Genomic DNA, 17,027 nt, shown 5'->3' on the forward strand with positions numbered 1-17,027 from the left:
GCGTTCAGGGGCGGGGTACCGCCGGTTCCACCGGCGGAGCCAGCCCCCAGGGTGCGAACACGGCGGCAGCGACTGCGGGTTTCACCGCTGCGCTCGCGACGATGCGGGTGGCAGGCGTCTCTGCCGCGCCCGGGCGGCGATAGAAAATGTGGGCGCCGATCTGGGTTATGCGTGTCAGTTCGGTCGCCCAGTGCGGGCTGACATAATAGGCATGATAATTGGTCGCGCCGCCGACCAGCCCGGCGCCCCCGGTATCGATCGCCGCTTCGGCCACGCTGCGTGCGCCGGCCAGCACCTTTTCCGGCAGCCGCCGCCGAAGCGCGCCGTCGCAGGTAAAGGTGAACTGGCAGCCGGTCTTGCGGGTCGATCCCTGGAATACAACTTCACAGACGCTCTTGGGATAGCCCGGCGTCCGTACGCGATTGAGTACCACTTCGGCGACGGCGCGCTGCCCCTCGAGCGGTTCATATCCCGCTTCATAGGCAATGGCGAGCGTGAGGCATTCAACCGCCGGCGCGCGCTGCTCTGCCCCCGCCATTGCGTTTTCGGTTGCCTGCGCATGGGCGGCAGGCGTCAGAATCAAGAGGGAGTGCCATAGCAGAGTCAATCGGCCAGCCTGGCTGGTTATAGTAAAGAAGCAATGTTGCAACATGTATGTAATATATTCCCGCCGTTACCGCACAAATGTACAAGCGGAACGGAGGTGGGATCGACGACAACTTTGTGAATTTTGTCAAAAATTGATACAAAATTTTCGGATACTTCAACTTGCCAAACTTGCCGGATAAACGAGGCGTGGGATCTGGAGGCTGGCATGATTGGAAAGATTGCGATTCTGGGGGTAGCATCGGCGGCCGGCGTCGCGGCGCTGTTGTTCCTGCCCGGCACCGGCACCAAAGGCTCAGCTGCGGCCGCGCAGGCTTCCGAAGGTTCTGCAACGATGAACCCCGCGCGACTGCTCGATTGCGACATCGGCCGGATCACCAATTTCGATCCCTCCAAGGATCAGCACCCCTCGGACTATCGGTTTGAGGGGCATCATGTGTTCCGGCTCTTCCTTCCACCCACGCCGGTGCGCACAGGGCCGGCACCTAGTGCGCTGGCGGCGCCCGAACCGGTCGACCCGCGCACTCGCATTCTCGCCGATCCGGATGGACTGTCGAACGGCACGAGCGCCAAGCCCTTTTTCCGGGTGGTCGATTTCTGGCCGGATCGGGTGGAGATGGCGACGCCGATCACGGCGACGGCGTCGACGCTGATCGTGCTCGACGGTTTCGACCCGCGCGCCAATGTCGTGAACCTGTTCACAACCGCTGCCGCCGACGGGATGACGTTCGATCGTGGCCGGCTGTTCGCGGGCAAATGCAAGGTGACGCTGGGCGAAGCCGCACTGCGCGCTGGCCAGCCCTGAGCCGGTCGCTAGCGGCGCTGCAGCAGAATCCCCGCGCGATACGGCAGGTTGGGCAGCGCCGTATAGGAAAGCCGCTGCGGTCCCCGCGCGGTGAGGTCGAAGGGTGTGAGCGCCAGTGCCTGCAGGGTTTCTGTGAATGTGCCCAGATCGAATCCGGCAGCGCGCAACTGGCCCGGCGACCATTCCATGACGATCGCCATCTGCGGATTGCGCCGGATCGTTTCCGTCGCGCCGGCCAGCACCAGCGGCTCGGCGCCTTCGACATCGATTTTCAGGAAATCGACGCGGCCCTCCAGGCTCTCCGCCAGCGCGTCGACGGGTAGGCCCGTGATGTCGAACGGCTCGGCGGGCTGTTCGCCGAGCGATGCCGTGAACCCGTCATCGACGCGGATGATGCTGGTGTTCGCCGAGCGCTCGCTGCGACGATACAAGGTGAGGGGGCGGTGCGCGTCGCATGCGGCGGCGTGAATCGCGGTGGCATGCTGAAAGCCGTTGATTGCGATATTGTCGCGCAACAACGGGTAGACATGGTCGTCCGGTTCGACGCCCACCACACGCCCTTCCGGGCAAAGCCGCGCCATCAGGCAGGTGAAGAAGCCGAAATTCGCACCGATATCGAGGCAATGGCTGTCGGACTTCAGTGCTGAGGCAAAATAGTCGGTGAGCTCGGTCTCATAGGTGCCGGTGGCGATGAACCACGGGCTCAGGATCAGGTCGTCTGCCTCGACGAAATAGGCGATGTTGCGGTTGCCGATCACATATTTGACCAGCACCCGGTTGTTCCCGACAAAGGTCGAGCGACCGCCATGCGTCTGCTCCATCAGGTAGGCCAGCCGCTGGTTGACGCGCGGCAGATCGCGCAGCCAGGCAAGGGCACGCCCCAGTTTTCGTCGAACCCCGACGGGACGCGCTGTGGGGCGATTTCCGGGCGCGCGGTCGGTGGCCATGCCATATCCTTTTGCAGGCAGAGAGTAGTGGCCGTCAGATGGCATGACGCGCGCAGGAGACCCCTGCGGATTTCCATAGCACCAGAATATTTTGTCGGCCGGAAACCGCGCTGGACGACTGCGGCAGAATCCCGCCGAAGTGGTTGAAACTGTCGGGCAAAGTGCTGCCAGTTTTCTTACCCGAAACTGTCTCCCCCATGAGGAAGGATGTCGTGCACCTGTCCCGCGGCTTTTTCGCCGCGTTAGGGAGGGGCGTCCGACGGGGGCCTTCCTCAAGGAGATGGGGATGGAAGGGTTCGTCGAGATAGTAGCTCGCCCGGACATCGGCGGCGAGCGTTCTTGTTCGCGCGACCAGGCATCATTGTTATTCGCACCCGCACATCGTGAGGAGCCGCCCGTGCCCGAAAAGCGGACGCGCGCGCACCTGGCGCCCTGGCAAGCGAAGCTGGCGCGGGACATGATGCGGACGCAGTTGACGGGCGGGCTGGAGCTCGTGGTAATCGCCGAACGGCTGGAAATGTCGGTGAATCACTTCATCCGCGCATTTCGCGAGACCGAGGGGCTGTCGCCCTATCAATGGTATATGAGACGGCGGATCGGCCGGGCCATGGCCTTGATGCGCGAAGGCCTTCCGATCGCCAAGGTGGCCACCGCCTGCGGCTTTGCCGACCAGAGCCATTTTACCAAGGCGTTCACGCGAATCTCCGGCGTCTCGCCCGGGCGCTGGCGGCGGACTCGCAAGCTACGGCCGCGGCGGACGACCAACTGAGGCCGGACATTAGCCGCGAGGCGGGACGGGTCATTGGGGGCGCCGGGCGAGATCTCCTGCGGCTGCGCGCAAATCCCTGTGGGCCCTGTGGAATCGCCTAGGGGTTGGCCTCCGCGCCCGCGGTACCAACGATGCGAAGCGGGGATCGCACCCGGTGTTCCCTGCTTCGTGGGATGGCCGTTGGTGGGGGCTCAGTCTGGCGCGTGAACACGCAGTCGAACCCTTTTTGTGATTCACACGGCGCGCGCTGGTACGGAGCCGCGCGCCGATGACGCCTGCATTGCCGAACATCGAGCGCCTGAAGGCATTGTACGATCCGAATTATGTCCGGCGGGTCGAAACGCTGGATGGCGCGCCGGTGCAGGTCTGTCTCGACAGCCGCCAGATCAACGGCAGCGAAGGCACGGGCGTTGCGACCTATGCGCGCATGCTGGCCAAATGCCTGCCCGACGCGGGCGCGGCGCCGCTGCTGCTCGACGACGGCGCGGACGATGGTGCCCGTAACCGGGTAGGCCGCTGGCTTTCGGCAGCGCGCGGCGGTGCGCGGGTCGCGACGGCCGAGCGCAGTCTGCCCCAGGCGGCGCCGTCCCAATGGGTGGTGCGTGATGTGTTCCGCGAGGCGCAGGTCTTCTTCAACCTGCACGGACGCGCCCTGCCGGTGGAGATGGACCGGCCGCCCGAGGTGATGCACTGGACCTATCCGCTTCCGCTCTACGTCGCGGGTGCGAAGAACCTCTATTCGATCCACGATCTTATCCCGATCACCCAACCGCAGCTGACGGGGATCAGCGCGGTGCGTCACGGCGCCATCCTGCGCGCGGTGGTGCGCCACGCCCACGGCATCGTCACTGTGTCCGAAACGGTTCGTCGCGAAATCATCGCTCATCTCGGCGTTTCGCCGGTGCGTGTGACCAATACATTCCAGGGCGTCGATGCGCCGCTCCAGGCCGATCCACCCTTGCCGCGGGGGCTTCGTTCGGGGCGCTATTTCTTCTTCTGCGGGCGAGTCGAAGGGCGGAAGAATCTGGAGCGGCTCGCGCGGGTGCATGCCGCGAGCGGCGTTACCCTGCCGCTGGTGGTGGTGGGCCCGGCCGTCGACGGGGAGGATCGGCTGGAAGCCATATTGCGATTACAGCCAGGAATCATGCGCCTGCCCTGGGTGCCGCGTGCCGAGCTGCTGGCGATGATGCGTCGTGCCCGCGCCTTGCTGTTCCCCTCGCTCGCGGAAGGCTTCGGTCTGCCGGTGGCGGAGGCGATGACGCTGGGTTGCCCCGTCCTCACTTCGGGGCGGGGTGCACTTGCTGAAGTGGCGGGTGACGCCGCGCTGTTGGTCGATCCCGAAGACGATGACGCACTGGCGCAGGCGATGATCGCGCTGGAGAAGGATGATTCGCTTTGCGCCCGGCTGCGCGAAGCGGGGTTCGCGCGGGGCAAAATGTTCGGGCAGGAAAACTATGCCCGGCGATTGCGGGCGCTCTATGCAGATGCGCGGGCATCCTCCGCGCCTGTCGCGGGAGCGGCGCGATGAGCCCTTGCCGCCGCTATTCAGGCGGCCAGCCGCTGATAGGCCTGGTGCCGTTCGATCGCCTCGTCGATCGTATCGAAGAATTCCAGCCGGCCGTCGCGCAATACCGCCCCGGTCTTGCAATAGGCACGCAGCAGATCCGGACCGTGTGCAACCATCACGATGGCAGCATGGTCGCGCCGTTTCCGCATTTCGGCATTGCAACGTTCCTGAAAGCGTTCGTCGCCCGCGCCGGCCACTTCGTCGACGAGATAGCAGTCAAAATCGATCGCGAGGCTGAGCCCGAAGGCGAGCCGGGCGTGCATGCCGGCCGAATACGCCTTGATGGGCTGCCAGAAATAGGGGCCAAGCTGCGCAAAGTCCTCGACAAATTCGAGAAGCTCTTGTTCCGGGCGGCGATAGACCCGGGCAATGAAGCGGACATTGTCGGCCCCCGTCAGGCTCGCCTGGAATGCGCTGGCATAGCCGATCGGCCACGATACCCGCATTTCCCGCTTCACCGTTCCGGCCGTCGGGAATTCCACGCCGGCCATCAGCCGCAACAGCGTCGACTTGCCCGCGCCATTCGCGCCGCAAATGCCCAGCGCCGAGCGTGGCGGTACCACGAACGTCAAATCCTTCAATACATTCTTGTGAAATCGACGGATGTGATACGTCATCGAAACATTTTTGAACGTTATCACGGTAATGCGTTCCCGGAATGGAGATATATCGTGATTTGATATCGCAAAATAACTCCATGAAGTCAATATTGGTAGTGATATAAGCTGTCATATCACAACTATAGCTTTGTATGTGTTGCCATAAATTCATCGAGAAAATTAGATGTATTTGGAAGAGCGTCTTTACACGATGATTGGCTCCCCCCGTCATTCCCGTTTTATGACGTGCGGGTGAAAGCCATGAACGAAGGCTTCCATGTCGGCGTAGACGGGCTTAATCTGGCGCTTAGTCGCGGTACCGGCGTCGCCACCTATGCTCGCACGCTGGCCCGGACCATTGCCGGCATGGGGCGCGCGCCCGATCTGCTTTTTGGCATTCCGGTGGCCAAGCGATCACCGCGCGACTTACGCGAAACGCTGTTCTTTGCCGAACTCGGACGCGACGAAGCCGCCGATGCGCCGGCGGGCGCCGCCAGCCCAAACAAACGCAGGCGACTATGGGCGTCGCCGCTGCCGCGTCGCATGGTGGAGGTGCCGGTCGAGGGCCGAGTGCGGGCGGAGGCTTTTGCCGAGCGCATTCCGCCCTTTTCGCGCCTCTACAGCTTCGGTTCGCTGTGGTCGGTCGCCGGGCGCCATTTCCGGCGTTATGGCCAGTTCCTCACTGTCACCATGGATGCGCCGCCCCCGATCATGCACTGGTCCTATCCGGTGCCGATCCGGCTGGCCGGTGCGGTCAATCTCTATACCATCCATGACCTGGTGCCGCTGCGCCTTCCGCATACCAGTCTGGAAAACAAGCGGCTGCACGATCGCATGTTGCGGAACTGCGTGCGGCGCGGTGCGCGGATCTGCACGGTGTCGGAAGCGTCTCGCCGCGACATCATCGAATTTTTGGGGGCCGACCCCGCGCGCGTCGTGAACTGCTACCAGTCGATCGACCCGGTGCCGCCGCTGACGGGGGAGTCGGTTGCCGGTCGCCTGCGCGCCCTGTTCGACCTCGAGCCGCAGGGCTATTTTCTCTATTTCGGCGCGATCGAACCCAAGAAGAATGTTGGCCGGCTGATCGAAGCCTATCTGGCGAGCGAGGTCGCTACGCCGCTGGTGCTGGTCGGGGGACGAAGCTGGCGGTCGGAAAATGAACTGCGCCTGCTGGGTACGCCAGGCTCGCAGACGCTTTCGGGCGCGGCGCGCATCCGCAAGCTCGATTATCTGCCGCGGCGGATGCTGGACGTGCTGATTGCCGGCGCGCGCGGCGTATTATTTCCTTCGTTATATGAGGGTTTCGGTCTGCCTGTGGTGGAGGCCCTTGCCCGCGGCGTTCCCACCATGACCTCGACCGCAGGCTCGTTGCCCGAAGTCGCCGGTGACGCAGCCTTGCTGGTCGATCCCTATGATGTCGGCGCCATGGCGGCAGCGATCCGGGCGCTGGACGGCGATGTTGCGTTGCGCCAGCGGCTGGCGGAGGCAGGTCCTATCCAGGCCGCGCGCTTTTCGGACGCAGCGTTCGGGGAGAGCCTTGCCGCGCTGTACCGCTCGGTTCTCGCACCCGCGCCCGGTGCTCCCTTTCCCTCCACCTCAGCGAAAGCCGCAACCGCATGACCTTCCGGTTATCCGTCCCGTTTTTGCGTCGCGTCCGGATCATATTGCTTGCCTTGCCGCTCGCCATGGGCGGCTGTGCTAGCCTCCCATCGAGCGGGCCGACGCGCGTGGAAGTGATGGCATCCGCGCAGGCGCACGCCAGGCTGCCGGCAATGCTGATCGACCTGAATGCCGAAACGGTCGCGAATGCCAATGGCACGCCGCGCGCTACCCAGCGGCTCGCCGACCTTGCCGCGAACGGCGACATCGACCGGATCGGGCCCGGCGATGTGCTGCAGATATCGGTATTCGAAGTCGGCAATGTTCTGTTTACCGGCGCGAGCAGCAGCGCGGCAGGGCAACCCGCCGCCGCGGGCACCACGCTGTCGCCCATCACGGTCGCGCGCGATGGCAGCATTGTCGTGCCCTATGCCGGTCGTATCATGGCCGAGGGTCAGACGACCCAATCTATCGCCCAGGCGATATTGGCGCGGCTGCGCGGCCTATCCGAACATGCGCAGGTCAGCGTGGCCGTCCGCGAAAACATGACGAACAGTGTGTTTCTGCTCGGCGGCGTGAAGACGCCGGGCCGTATTCCCCTGTCGCTGACCCGCGAGCATCTGCTCGACGCGATCGCGCTTGCAGGCGGTGCTACTGGCGCGCCGCAGGATACCACGGTTCGGGTGACGCGGCGTGGCCTGAGCGGCGAAATCGGGCTCGATGAGTTGCTGGCCGGCTCTCCTGACGATCTGGTGTTGCTGCCGGGCGACCGGATCGAACTGCTGTCGCGTATCCAGAGTTTCACCGTGTTCGGCGCGAGCGACAAGGTATCCGAAATACCGTTCCAGATGCGCAACCTGACCCTGGCGCAGGCCATGGCCCGCGCCGGTGGGCCGTCGGACCGGCAGGCGGATGCAAGCGCCGTGTTCGTGTTCCGCTGGGCCTTTCCACCCGCTGAGGGCAGCACGGCGACGCCGGTCATCTATCGGCTGAACATGCTCCAGCCGGAAAGCTATTTCGTCTCGCAGCATTTCGCGATGCGCAACGGTGACGTGATCTATATCGCCAATGCGCGTGCCAATCAGGCCACCAAGCTGGTGCAGATCATCAACCAGCTATTTTCGCCTATCTTCACGGTACGGGAGTTGAGTCGATGAGCGATCGGGAGGGGGGGACGCTTACGCCCGATCATGCGGAATTGCTGGTTCAGCGTGGACGCGTAGCCTCTGCGTTGAGCGTGTATGACGAGATTTTGGCGAGAAATCCGGACGACGCGGTGTGCTGGCTTCGGAAAGGCCATCTGCATCAGGACATGGCCGATTTCGTGGCAGCGCGCGATGCCTTCGATCGTGCTCGCAAGATCGCTCCCGACGACCCGCGGGTCTATTTTCGGCTGGCGGGCATCGAAGCGTCTTTCGGGCGGCCGCTTGCCGCCGTCGATCTGTTTCGCAAGGCGCTGACACTCGACCCAGAGAACGACGAGATCAAGATCAACTTGGCGCAGGCACTGGTGGTTGTGGAACGATGGAGTGCCGCTGCGGCAATCGTCGGCCCCATGGGTGACAATATGGCGGGCTGGTGGGCCAGTACGAGGACCGCAGCCCTAGAGGGGCATGCGCGCGTGGAGATGCGGGCGCAGCAACTGGTTGCCCTGCGCAACGCCCGAGGGGCGCCGCTGGAACGCGATCTCGCACAGGAACTGGCGTGGTTGTTCATGTGCCTCGATCGGACGTCTGCCACGCAGGAAATATGTGGGCGCTTGCTGCGGGAGGATCCCGGCAACCTTTCGGCATTGCTGATAATGGCTCGCGCCGTCGCGCAGGCGAGTGGCGCGTCTATGGGCCTTGCGGTGCTCGATAAGGAGGCCGACCGATTTTCCGAGGTCGTTGCCTATGAAATGCTGGTTGCCCGTCTCTGTTTTGAGGCGGGCGATCTAGATCGCGCGATCCGCCATGCTACATTCATCAAGGATCAGGATCGGCGTTTCTATGCAATCATGCTGTTGGCGGCGCAGCGTTGGTCGGAATTGTTTCAATTTTGCCGATCCTGGATCGATCATACCGACGATACAGGCGCCTTCACCCTCTTGCTAAGGGCAATGTTCGGTTTTGGTCGGATTCGATTTCTGTCAGAGGCCCCGGAAAGGCCGTTGCAGGGGAGTTTTATTCCCGCTGTGATTGTTCAGTTCTGGAATGATCCAGACGTTCCGGGGGATGTGTCTGCAGTAATTGCCACCTGGAAAGAGAAAAATCCCGATTTCGAACATAGATTGTTCCATGAGTATTCTGCTCGCGAATTAATTTTTCAGAGTCATGGTGAGCGGGCGGCCGTAGCTTTTGATAACTGTCGCCATCCGGCTATGAAGTCTGATTTTTTCCGCGTCGCCTATCTTCTTGCGGAAGGTGGCATCTACATTGATGCCGACGATAGATGTGATCGCGCGATCAGTTCGGTAATGGAATTGGTAGGTAGCGCCAAATTCTTTGCAGCGCTTTCTGCAGAAGTAACGCCCTATGTGTATAATGCCTTACTTGGCGCGAGTCCCGGTAGCCCGATCTTGCGGGCGGCGTTTGCCGAAATGATCGAAGGTATCGAAAAAGCACATGCAGCCGGTACGCCAGCGGATATCTGGCATACGACTGGCCCCGGCGTGATTACCCGATCCGTCGCGCGTTGGATGGGACAAGGAGAACGTGGGCCCGACGAGCCGGTCTTTTTCACCACGGCGCAGTATCGCGCCTTTGCGCCGAGCGTGGAGGACCTCTCGTACAAGAAGACGTCGACGGGTAATTGGCGTCTTTCAGACGAAAAGGGGCGATCGGAACCGGTCCAGGCGACGGGTGGTACGCCTGAAGAAGCCGCAGGCGAGGCCGGGTACAGTGGCCCCGGTTCTCATGCAGACTGGACCATCGAGTACCGGGCGTTTCTCGAAAAGTTCATCCGAATGAATGGAGTTCGCGTAATTGTCGATGTCGGTTGCGGAGATTGGCAATCTACCCGTTTCGTCAATCTCGATGATGTTCGCTATCATGGCTTCGATGTTGCCGAAGCACTGATTGATCGAAATCGAGTGCGCTTTGCCAGCGAGACGGTGCGGTTCGATATAATGCCGGCGGACCTTGCGGAGCTTCCTTCGGGCGATCTGCTGCTGATGAAGGACGTGCTTCAGCACCTGCCAGATGCAGAGATATTCCGGTTCCGAGACCAGTTATTCGGGAAATATCGGTTCGTGCTGCTTACCAATTCATTCGAGAAGATCGACTCTCATCGCAATGTCGATCTGAGCCGGCCCGGCGAATTTCGCTGTCTCGATCTCTCGGCACCACCTTATGCGATGCGGGGCGCATATCTCTTTGAATATTGGGTGCAGCCTTGGGAACGAATTCGCGCGTTCCTGATAGTCAACCCGCAGGCTGCCGGCTGATCAAGCGGCGGGAGAGGCGTTTCTGTTCTCCCGCCGCCATGGAAGGCCAGCTTTTACTCCGCGACCGACGTCAGAAATTCTTCGTTCCGCGCGCCGGTTCCGCGCTGTATTACCTTGTCTACTTCCGCCGTGACAAACGCCAGCCGTTCGGCAAAGTCGCCATGTTCCGCCCGTATCGCGTGGCGAATGAAGCGTGCCCAGGGCGAATTCAGCAAAGCCTTGTCTTCGATGAATATATCGTCGGCCGCGTAGGGCAGCTTGTCCAGTATTTGGTGAAACATGCCCTGGTCGTCGTCGATCTCGACGTTCCATGTCTTCGCTTCCGTCGCAAGGTCGAAGCGTGACAGGATGCGTTCCCATTCCGTGATCAGCGCGCGTGTGAACGGGTGTCCCATGTTCAACAGCATTACGCCATTATTCACATTCCAGTAGAAGTCGCGCACATGGCCGGCGGGTGCGGCGATCAGGGCATAATGCCCTTTAGGGGCAAGATAATCGCGCAAATCGAAATCCAGGTCCGCCACCCAGGCATCGGCATCGACGTAAAGAACCCACCCCTGAAAATCTTCGCGGATCAGGTCCATCAACAGGTCGATACGGTTATAGGAGGCATGCCAGGGAAGGCAGCCCCGCTTGATGCCAAGGAAGGCCGTGTACCGATATCCGTGCTTCTGGGCATAGGCCTTCGTGGTCCTTGCACTTTGCACCAGCATGGGGGCGTAGACTTCAGGATCGCTGGATTGCAGGATGAGGATCTCGCCACGCGTCCCATTTGGTCGGATCGGCTGCTCTTCGAGCCTAGTTAGGTCGGACTTCTCGGGCTGTAGCGTAGACTCCTGTTGGTCGAGCTTTGGCAATGCCGGGGTCTCATCCACGTGGAGAGCACCCTGCTGCAGCGTGCCGGTCGCGAGCGCTTCGACAAAGGCGAAACGTCCGGCAAGGTCAGTGGCTCGGCAGGCATAGAATCCAATCATGCCCAGCCCTACGGTGCGGTTGTCTTGCCCCTCGGTCATGTCGCGCAAGTTTACGACACGATCGCTGCAAATCTCGATAAGTGCCGGCTCGGCGCCGGGGGGGATCATCAAGGGTAGCCAGCGCGTTTCGGAACTCGGTAGGGGTGTTTCGACTGCTTCTTCGCCATTCACGAAGACGGTAACGGTGCAATGGCATCCGGGCAGCCCGCGGACCCCGACAAAGGCGCGGGCGCTTTCATCGCCAAGGAAGCGCGCCTCGATGGAAACGGAGCGGCCTCTTGCCCAGGAGCCCCAGTCTTCGGGTGAGAACCACTGATTGCCTGCGCGCAGCGCGTAGCCGGTTACCAGATCGGGCCGGAGGCGACGGGTCATGTTGCGTGCAAAGGAATAAAAGCTGCCGGATCTAACGCGATGCACTGCGGTGCGGCCGGGCAGGGAACTACCGCCCGTGCGGACAGCAATCGCATTGCTAATCTGCTTTGCCAGCGCCGACCAGGGCCGCGGTCGGAAGCCGCTGGCGATGCGTTGTTCGAGTTCGGCGCGATAGGGGGCGTTGCCGATCAGCGTCCGCAACCGCTCCTCAAGTGCCGTCTGCGACCCGGTCTCGAAATAGACGCCGAACGCGCCGCCTGCTTCGGGCAACGAGGAATTGTCGGCCAGCAGCGGCACCTTGCCGTGGCATAGCGATTCCGTGACCGGTAACCCCCAGCCTTCGTAATGGCTTGGGAATAAAGTGAAGAGGCAGGCGTCATAACAGGCGGAAAGTTCGGCGTCGGAAAGATTATGCAGAAACAGCACGTGCCGGCTGAGTTCCTCGTCGGAGGCGACCAGACGAAAGACGTCGTCGTTCATCCAACCGCGGCCACCCGCGCAGACCAGCCGGGGCATCACCGGGCCAAATTCTTCGCGCAACGTTGACCAGGCCCGAAGTGCCGCAAGGTGGTTCTTCCGTGGCTCGACGGTGGATACGAACAGGACGAAGGGCTTTGCCTGCAGTCCCATGCTGCGCAGGAAGTCGCGCTTGCGTTCGGCGGACTCCGCCGGGGGCTGAAATTGACCGTCGAGCGGCACGACTTCCACATCGGATTCCGACAGGGGATGCCCCAGCCGGGTCGCAGCCGCGATCAGGTCGTTCCGCGTCGAGCGCGAATTGGTAAGGAAGAAGTCGGCATGATCGAATATCGAGACGAGCCAGGCCACATAGTTCCGGGTCAGATCGGGCAGCACGAATTGCGGTGCGACCACCGGAATTAGATCGTGAACGAAGGGTACGAAGCGGATGCCATAATCGCGCTTGGCGTTGCGAATTTTCAGCAGATAGTCGGCATGCCACGACGTGCCGAGATTGACCAGGCAGGCGCCGCGCGGAAACGCATAGGGGCGCTCGGACGCCAGGGTTATTTCCAGCCGGGTGGCAAGACTGCGCCATTCGGGCGCATTCGCGTCGCCGTCGCGCGTGGCGCCGTCCGCCAACTGCAGGAAAAGGCTAGTTGGAATCTGGACCCAATGTTCATTGCCGGCGGCGCACAGCTGCACACCTTCCGGATCGCCCTGTACCACTTCCTGAAGGATCGCGAGCTGCACACGCTGGATGCCCGTGGGCAGGCGACTATGCCGGAAATGATGCATCAGGTCGGAGGCATCGAAAACGACGGGCATCTGCCGGCTGTCTGCTTCAGGCTCCCCTTCCGGCATTGCCGCCAGCGCCCGGATACGGGCTGCCGCCCTTTCCAGCAGGGCATGATCCTCATCGTCCAGCGCGTTGCTGCGCAGGCGCTCGACCGCGTCGGCCAGACTCTCTGCCGAGGAGGGAGTGTATGCCGGTCGCGCGGCCGCAGGCGCTGGCGGGAACAGCGCGGTCAGCACGGCTTCCAGCCGGTCGGCCGGGACCGGCACGCCGCGTGCGCCGAGATCCTGAATCTCGCGCAGCGCATCCACCATGCCATGGTCGCGTTCCAGCGCAGTCATATAGGCACCGGCCGCCTCGCGCAGCTTGCCGCCAAGCTTCAGCGCATGGCCCAGCTGGAGATGACTGTCAGCGACACTGTCATCGATCGCAAGCGCGCGGCGATACGCGAGTTCGGCTGCTTCGAGTTGGCCACTTTCTTTGAGGGCATGACCATATTGCACCCAGATCGCGTCACGCTCGGGCGCGAGTTCCAGCGCTTCGGCATAGGCAGCGGCTGCCGCGGCCCAGTCGCGCTGGTCGCGCAGGCCATCGGCACGGGCAATGGCGCGCCGCGCCGGGGTATCGGCTAGCTGCTTGATCTTTTTGGCAAGGTCCATGACGTGACTTTCGAAGGCTGGGGCCGTCAGGCGGCGTGTTCGCGAACACCGGCGGCGATCAGCCAGCCGATCCCGTACGCAAGCAACAGGCCGCCCAGAACGGACAGCAGCGTCCAAAGGCGCTGCGGGTAGAGCGGCTTTACCGGTCGATTGGGTTCGACGACGCGAACCACGAAAAGCTGTTGGCGGCCTGCCTGTTCGCGCGCCGCTTCCAGTGCCGCGGCGGCGGCGGAGTAGCGCTTGGCGGCGAAATCTTCGCGTAGCTGCAATTCTTCATAGCGGCCGAGCCCCGGCGCCATGCTCTGCGCCGGGCCAGCGAGGCGAGCGTCCTCGGCCGCTACTTGCGCTGCGAGCGCGTCGGCACGCTTCTTTGCGACGAGATATTGCGGCGCCGAGGGGCTGAGGCTGCCGGCCATGGTGCTCAACTGGGCCCGCGCGGTCGCGAGCTGTGCGCGCAGGCTGGAAACCATCTGGATCTGGGCCGTGCCGGAACGAACCGGATCGAGATCGCGGCTGTGCTGGCGAAATTGCGTAAGACGCTGCCGCACGCTGGCCAGTTCGGCTTCTGCATCGGCAAGTTGGGCGCGGGTAACGCGCAGCGCGTCGTCATAGGCGCGCTTGTTGAGTGTATTGACGCGCGCCTCGCCCAGATCGAGCAGGGTGGACGCGATGCGATAGGCGTCGTCCGGGCTGAAGGCGCGTACCTTCATTGTCGTGATCCCGGTATCGCTGCTGTAATGCAGGTCGACCTGCCGACGGTAGAATTTGAGCAGAGTCTCCGGGGAAGGCTGATCGCCCAGCCGGCTTAGCAGATCGGCATCGCGGCGTTGAAAAAGGCTGGTGAGCCCGATGCGGCGTTCCAGCGCTGCGACGGCGTCATGCGAAGTAAGATAGTCGCCCAGCGCAAGCGACTCGGTTTGCGAGGCGGGCATGACATTGTTCATGCCCAGCAGCTGGCTCAGCCCGGTATTGGTCGATTGCCCATTCCCTGCCGCGCGCACGACGAAATGTGCTTCCGAAACATATTGGTTCGCGGCGATCGGCCCGAGATAAAGCGACACCACGAGCATCGGGAGCACGACGACTAGCAGAAAGGCGCGATGCGCCTTCAGCCGCCGACCCAGAAGCGCCAGGCGCTCGCGCATCGTATCGGGCCGCACATCATCGTGCGTCTCGAACAGTTCGGGCGGCGTATGGCCATGCATGCAAAGTGCCTTCACTACAGATGGACGTTGCGGCGCACGACTTTCAGCGCCACCAGACCGATGAAAAGCAGGAACAAGTTCGACCCGACCAGATACGCAAAATCGACATAGTCGAGCGTCGCGCTTTCGAACTGGCCATAGCGGCACAGCTCGAAAATCTGAGTCATTGGCAGCCAGGTCAGCCAGTCGCGATACGGCTCGGGCAGCCACTGCAGCCGGAAGAACGCGCCCGATGCCGGCATGAGCAGATAGGTCAGCGGATGGATGAACTTGGTGATCAGCTTGTTGTCGTAGCTGACCGCAGCCAGGAGCATCGACAGGCCGTATGAGAACCACAGCATGAAGAGGATGCCGCCGAGCAGTGCCATGGGGCGCATGGGCAGGTCGCCATAGCCCAGCGCGGTAGCGAACAGCAGCAATATGCCCAGGGTGCACACGGTCGACGCCGCTTCGAGCAGCGCGCGCGCGGTCAGCATGTCGAACAGCGTGATCGACCGGTGGAACAGTAGTGCCTTGTTCGAATCGATCGTCGATTCCGCGCGGGTGATGATTGAGCGGAACAGGATGAACACGCAGTAGCCGAGGATCGCGAAAGGCACCGAGCGGATGTCGGACGAATAATGGGTCCGCTCACCTGCATGGATGGCGCCGATGGTGCCGGCCAGCAGCATCGGTTCGGCAATCATCCACAAATAGCCGATATTCTCGCGGCCATAGCGTGTGTGCAATTCGCGGAGCATCAGCGCGCCGATGACGTGGCACTGATTGTCGAAGTCGCCCCAGAACGACGAGCGGGTGTTCTGCTGCTGCCCTGTGCTCAGCATGCCGCCACCTCGCGGATCAGCGACAGGGCAGTTTCGACATGGTCGCGCCAGCTTGCCGGGCGCCAGCGTTCGATGCGTTCCAACTGCATCATTCGCCGCGGGCTGGCTGGCGCCTGATAGGCCAGGATCGCGCTGCGCCACCCGGCGCCGTCGATCGGGTCGAGATAGTCGGGAACGCCGCCGCCGGCTTCGCGATGCACGGCAATGTCGCTGGCCAGTACCGGCACACCGGCAGCCAATGCCTCGATCAGCGACAGCCCGCATTCCTCGGCAAAGGCCGGCATCAGCAGCGCGCAGGCACCTTGCAGCAATTCGCGGAGTTCACGCCCCGCCATGCGCGGCATCTCATGCACCACGCCTTGCAGCGCAGGGCAGCGCTGGACCATGTCGATGATCGTGTGGTGCTGCCACCCGCGGTGCCCCACCAGCAACATCCTGGGCGCGCGGTCGGCGCCGACCGCTTCCACCATCGACCGCCAGATGTTGAGCAGCAACAGATGGTTGGCGCGCGGTTCGATCGTCCCGACGCAAACGAAATAGGCTTGGCCTCGCTGGCCGCTCCGCCAGCCGGGGCGCGGCGCATCGACGCCCAGCTGCGCCAGACGATGCGGGCGTCGTCGCAGGCTCTCGCCGCCCAGGGTGACAAGCGTATCGAGCGTGGACCGGGTGTTGACTAGAATGCCGTCCGCCAGTGCCTCGATCGTCTTGAGCTGGCGGGCCTGGCGGTTCTCCCGCTGGGGGTCGGCAAATTCGGGATGCGCGGTGGGTGCCAGGTCATGGACCAGGCAGACGAAGCGTGCGGCCTCACGGCGGATCTTGTGCAGTATCTCCCAGGGGCGGTCGAGCTGATGCGCTGAGACCTGCAAAAAAACGCGTTGCCCGGTCTTGCGCGGCACGCTGCGGGGCCACAACGCCCAGCATTGGCCGAGGCCGAAGCGGTGCCGTTCTATCCAGCTGGCGCGGTTGCCGAGTGTGTCCCAGCGATGCTCGAGCCGGTCGAGAAAGACTGCGACACGCTCAGCGGGGAGGCGGCCATAGCTGCCGCCCGGATGAAGCGCCGCATAGCGGAGCTGATGCGGAACCAGCGTTTGGAGCGTGCGGGCATAAGCGAGTTCGACTCTATCGATGCCGCTGGGCGCGCCGTGCAGGACTCGCGACAGCAGCCGCGACAGGTCGAATATTATCTCGAACGCTGGCGTGGTTGCCGATGCTTCGCCCTTCGGCGCGGCTGGCCACCGCTCAAGGGGTGCCGATGCGCCAAGGACTCGTTCGAACGATGTCATATGCTGGCCGCCGGGACAGCAGGGATGGCCGTAACCCCCGAACAGCTCGCGTAGCGGCACACCGCAGGATTTGAATGTGCGAACCGGTTGGCCATGCCCCATCGCCGCGCTGCTAGGTTGGAAAGCACGGACCTCTTTG

The 17,027-nt window shown here is 62.9% G+C and carries 13 protein-coding genes; 6 read left to right on the forward strand and 7 right to left on the reverse strand.

Annotated features, from left to right (window positions below; all coding sequences use genetic code 11):
- Window positions 1-4 precede the first annotated feature (4 nt).
- Complete coding sequence (locus tag ACT53K_RS03960; RefSeq protein ID WP_476227226.1) at window positions 5-583, reverse strand: cell wall hydrolase; 579 nt, start codon at window positions 581-583, stop codon at window positions 5-7.
- A 231-nt stretch (window positions 584-814) separates the two neighbouring features.
- On the opposite strand from ACT53K_RS03960, the gene ACT53K_RS03965 reads away from it, so the two are divergent.
- Window positions 815-1,411, forward strand: a complete 597-nt coding sequence (locus tag ACT53K_RS03965) for a hypothetical protein (RefSeq protein WP_476227227.1) — start codon at window positions 815-817, stop codon at window positions 1,409-1,411.
- An 8-nt stretch (window positions 1,412-1,419) separates the two neighbouring features.
- Here the strand turns inward: ACT53K_RS03965 and ACT53K_RS03970 are convergent, their stop codons facing one another.
- Window positions 1,420-2,358 (reverse strand): FkbM family methyltransferase, encoded by a 939-nt coding sequence (locus ACT53K_RS03970; protein WP_476227228.1) that lies wholly within the window; start codon window positions 2,356-2,358, stop codon window positions 1,420-1,422.
- A gap of 397 nt (window positions 2,359-2,755) precedes the next feature.
- On the opposite strand from ACT53K_RS03970, the gene ACT53K_RS03975 reads away from it, so the two are divergent.
- Together ACT53K_RS03975 and ACT53K_RS03980 are read left to right on the forward strand one after the other, a co-directional pair.
- The gene (locus tag ACT53K_RS03975) at window positions 2,756-3,127 is read left to right on the forward strand and encodes a helix-turn-helix transcriptional regulator (RefSeq protein WP_476227229.1); all 372 of its coding nucleotides are present in this window, start codon (window positions 2,756-2,758) and stop codon (window positions 3,125-3,127) included.
- Window positions 3,128-3,395: 268 nt separating this feature from the next.
- The gene (locus ACT53K_RS03980) at window positions 3,396-4,655 is read left to right on the forward strand and encodes a glycosyltransferase family 4 protein (protein WP_476227230.1); all 1,260 of its coding nucleotides are present in this window, start codon (window positions 3,396-3,398) and stop codon (window positions 4,653-4,655) included.
- 17 nt (window positions 4,656-4,672) lie between these two features.
- Here ACT53K_RS03980 and ACT53K_RS03985 read toward each other — a convergent pair whose 3' ends face one another.
- Window positions 4,673-5,335 (reverse strand): ABC transporter ATP-binding protein, encoded by a 663-nt coding sequence (locus ACT53K_RS03985; RefSeq protein WP_476227231.1) that lies wholly within the window; start codon window positions 5,333-5,335, stop codon window positions 4,673-4,675.
- 219 nt (window positions 5,336-5,554) lie between these two features.
- Here ACT53K_RS03985 and ACT53K_RS03990 point away from each other — a divergent pair, with 219 nt between their 5' ends.
- From ACT53K_RS03990 to ACT53K_RS04000, 3 genes are all read left to right on the forward strand, one after another.
- Window positions 5,555-6,913, forward strand: a complete 1,359-nt coding sequence (locus ACT53K_RS03990) for a glycosyltransferase family 4 protein (RefSeq protein ID WP_476227232.1) — start codon at window positions 5,555-5,557, stop codon at window positions 6,911-6,913.
- A 116-nt stretch (window positions 6,914-7,029) separates the two neighbouring features.
- Window positions 7,030-8,049, forward strand: a complete 1,020-nt coding sequence (locus tag ACT53K_RS03995) for a polysaccharide biosynthesis/export family protein (protein ID WP_476227233.1) — start codon at window positions 7,030-7,032, stop codon at window positions 8,047-8,049.
- Window positions 8,046-10,316 carry a tetratricopeptide repeat protein gene (locus tag ACT53K_RS04000; RefSeq protein ID WP_476227234.1) on the forward strand — a complete coding sequence of 757 codons (2,271 nt, stop codon included), beginning with the start codon at window positions 8,046-8,048 and terminating at the stop codon, window positions 10,314-10,316. Before ACT53K_RS03995 ends, ACT53K_RS04000 begins: the two co-directional genes overlap by 4 nt.
- 53 nt (window positions 10,317-10,369) lie before the next feature.
- Here ACT53K_RS04000 and ACT53K_RS04005 read toward each other — a convergent pair whose 3' ends face one another.
- From ACT53K_RS04005 to ACT53K_RS04020, 4 genes are read right to left on the reverse strand one after another with little or no spacing between them, the layout of a single operon-like run.
- Window positions 10,370-13,693, reverse strand: a complete 3,324-nt coding sequence (locus ACT53K_RS04005; protein ID WP_476227235.1) for a glycosyltransferase — start codon at window positions 13,691-13,693, stop codon at window positions 10,370-10,372.
- Window positions 13,603-14,781, reverse strand: coding sequence for a KpsE/RkpR family capsule polysaccharide export protein (locus tag ACT53K_RS04010; RefSeq protein WP_476227236.1), 1,179 nt, complete (start codon window positions 14,779-14,781; stop codon window positions 13,603-13,605). The genes ACT53K_RS04005 and ACT53K_RS04010 overlap by 91 nt, the downstream gene beginning before the upstream one ends.
- 14 nt (window positions 14,782-14,795) lie before the next feature.
- Window positions 14,796-15,605, reverse strand: a complete 810-nt coding sequence (locus ACT53K_RS04015; protein ID WP_476227237.1) for an ABC transporter permease — start codon at window positions 15,603-15,605, stop codon at window positions 14,796-14,798.
- Window positions 15,599-16,888 (reverse strand): glycosyltransferase, encoded by a 1,290-nt coding sequence (locus ACT53K_RS04020; RefSeq protein WP_476227238.1) that lies wholly within the window; start codon window positions 16,886-16,888, stop codon window positions 15,599-15,601. Before ACT53K_RS04020 ends, ACT53K_RS04015 begins: the two co-directional genes overlap by 7 nt.
- Window positions 16,889-17,027 lie beyond the last annotated feature (139 nt).

It is taken from the genome of Sphingomonas sp. DMC8, assembly GCF_056314185.1.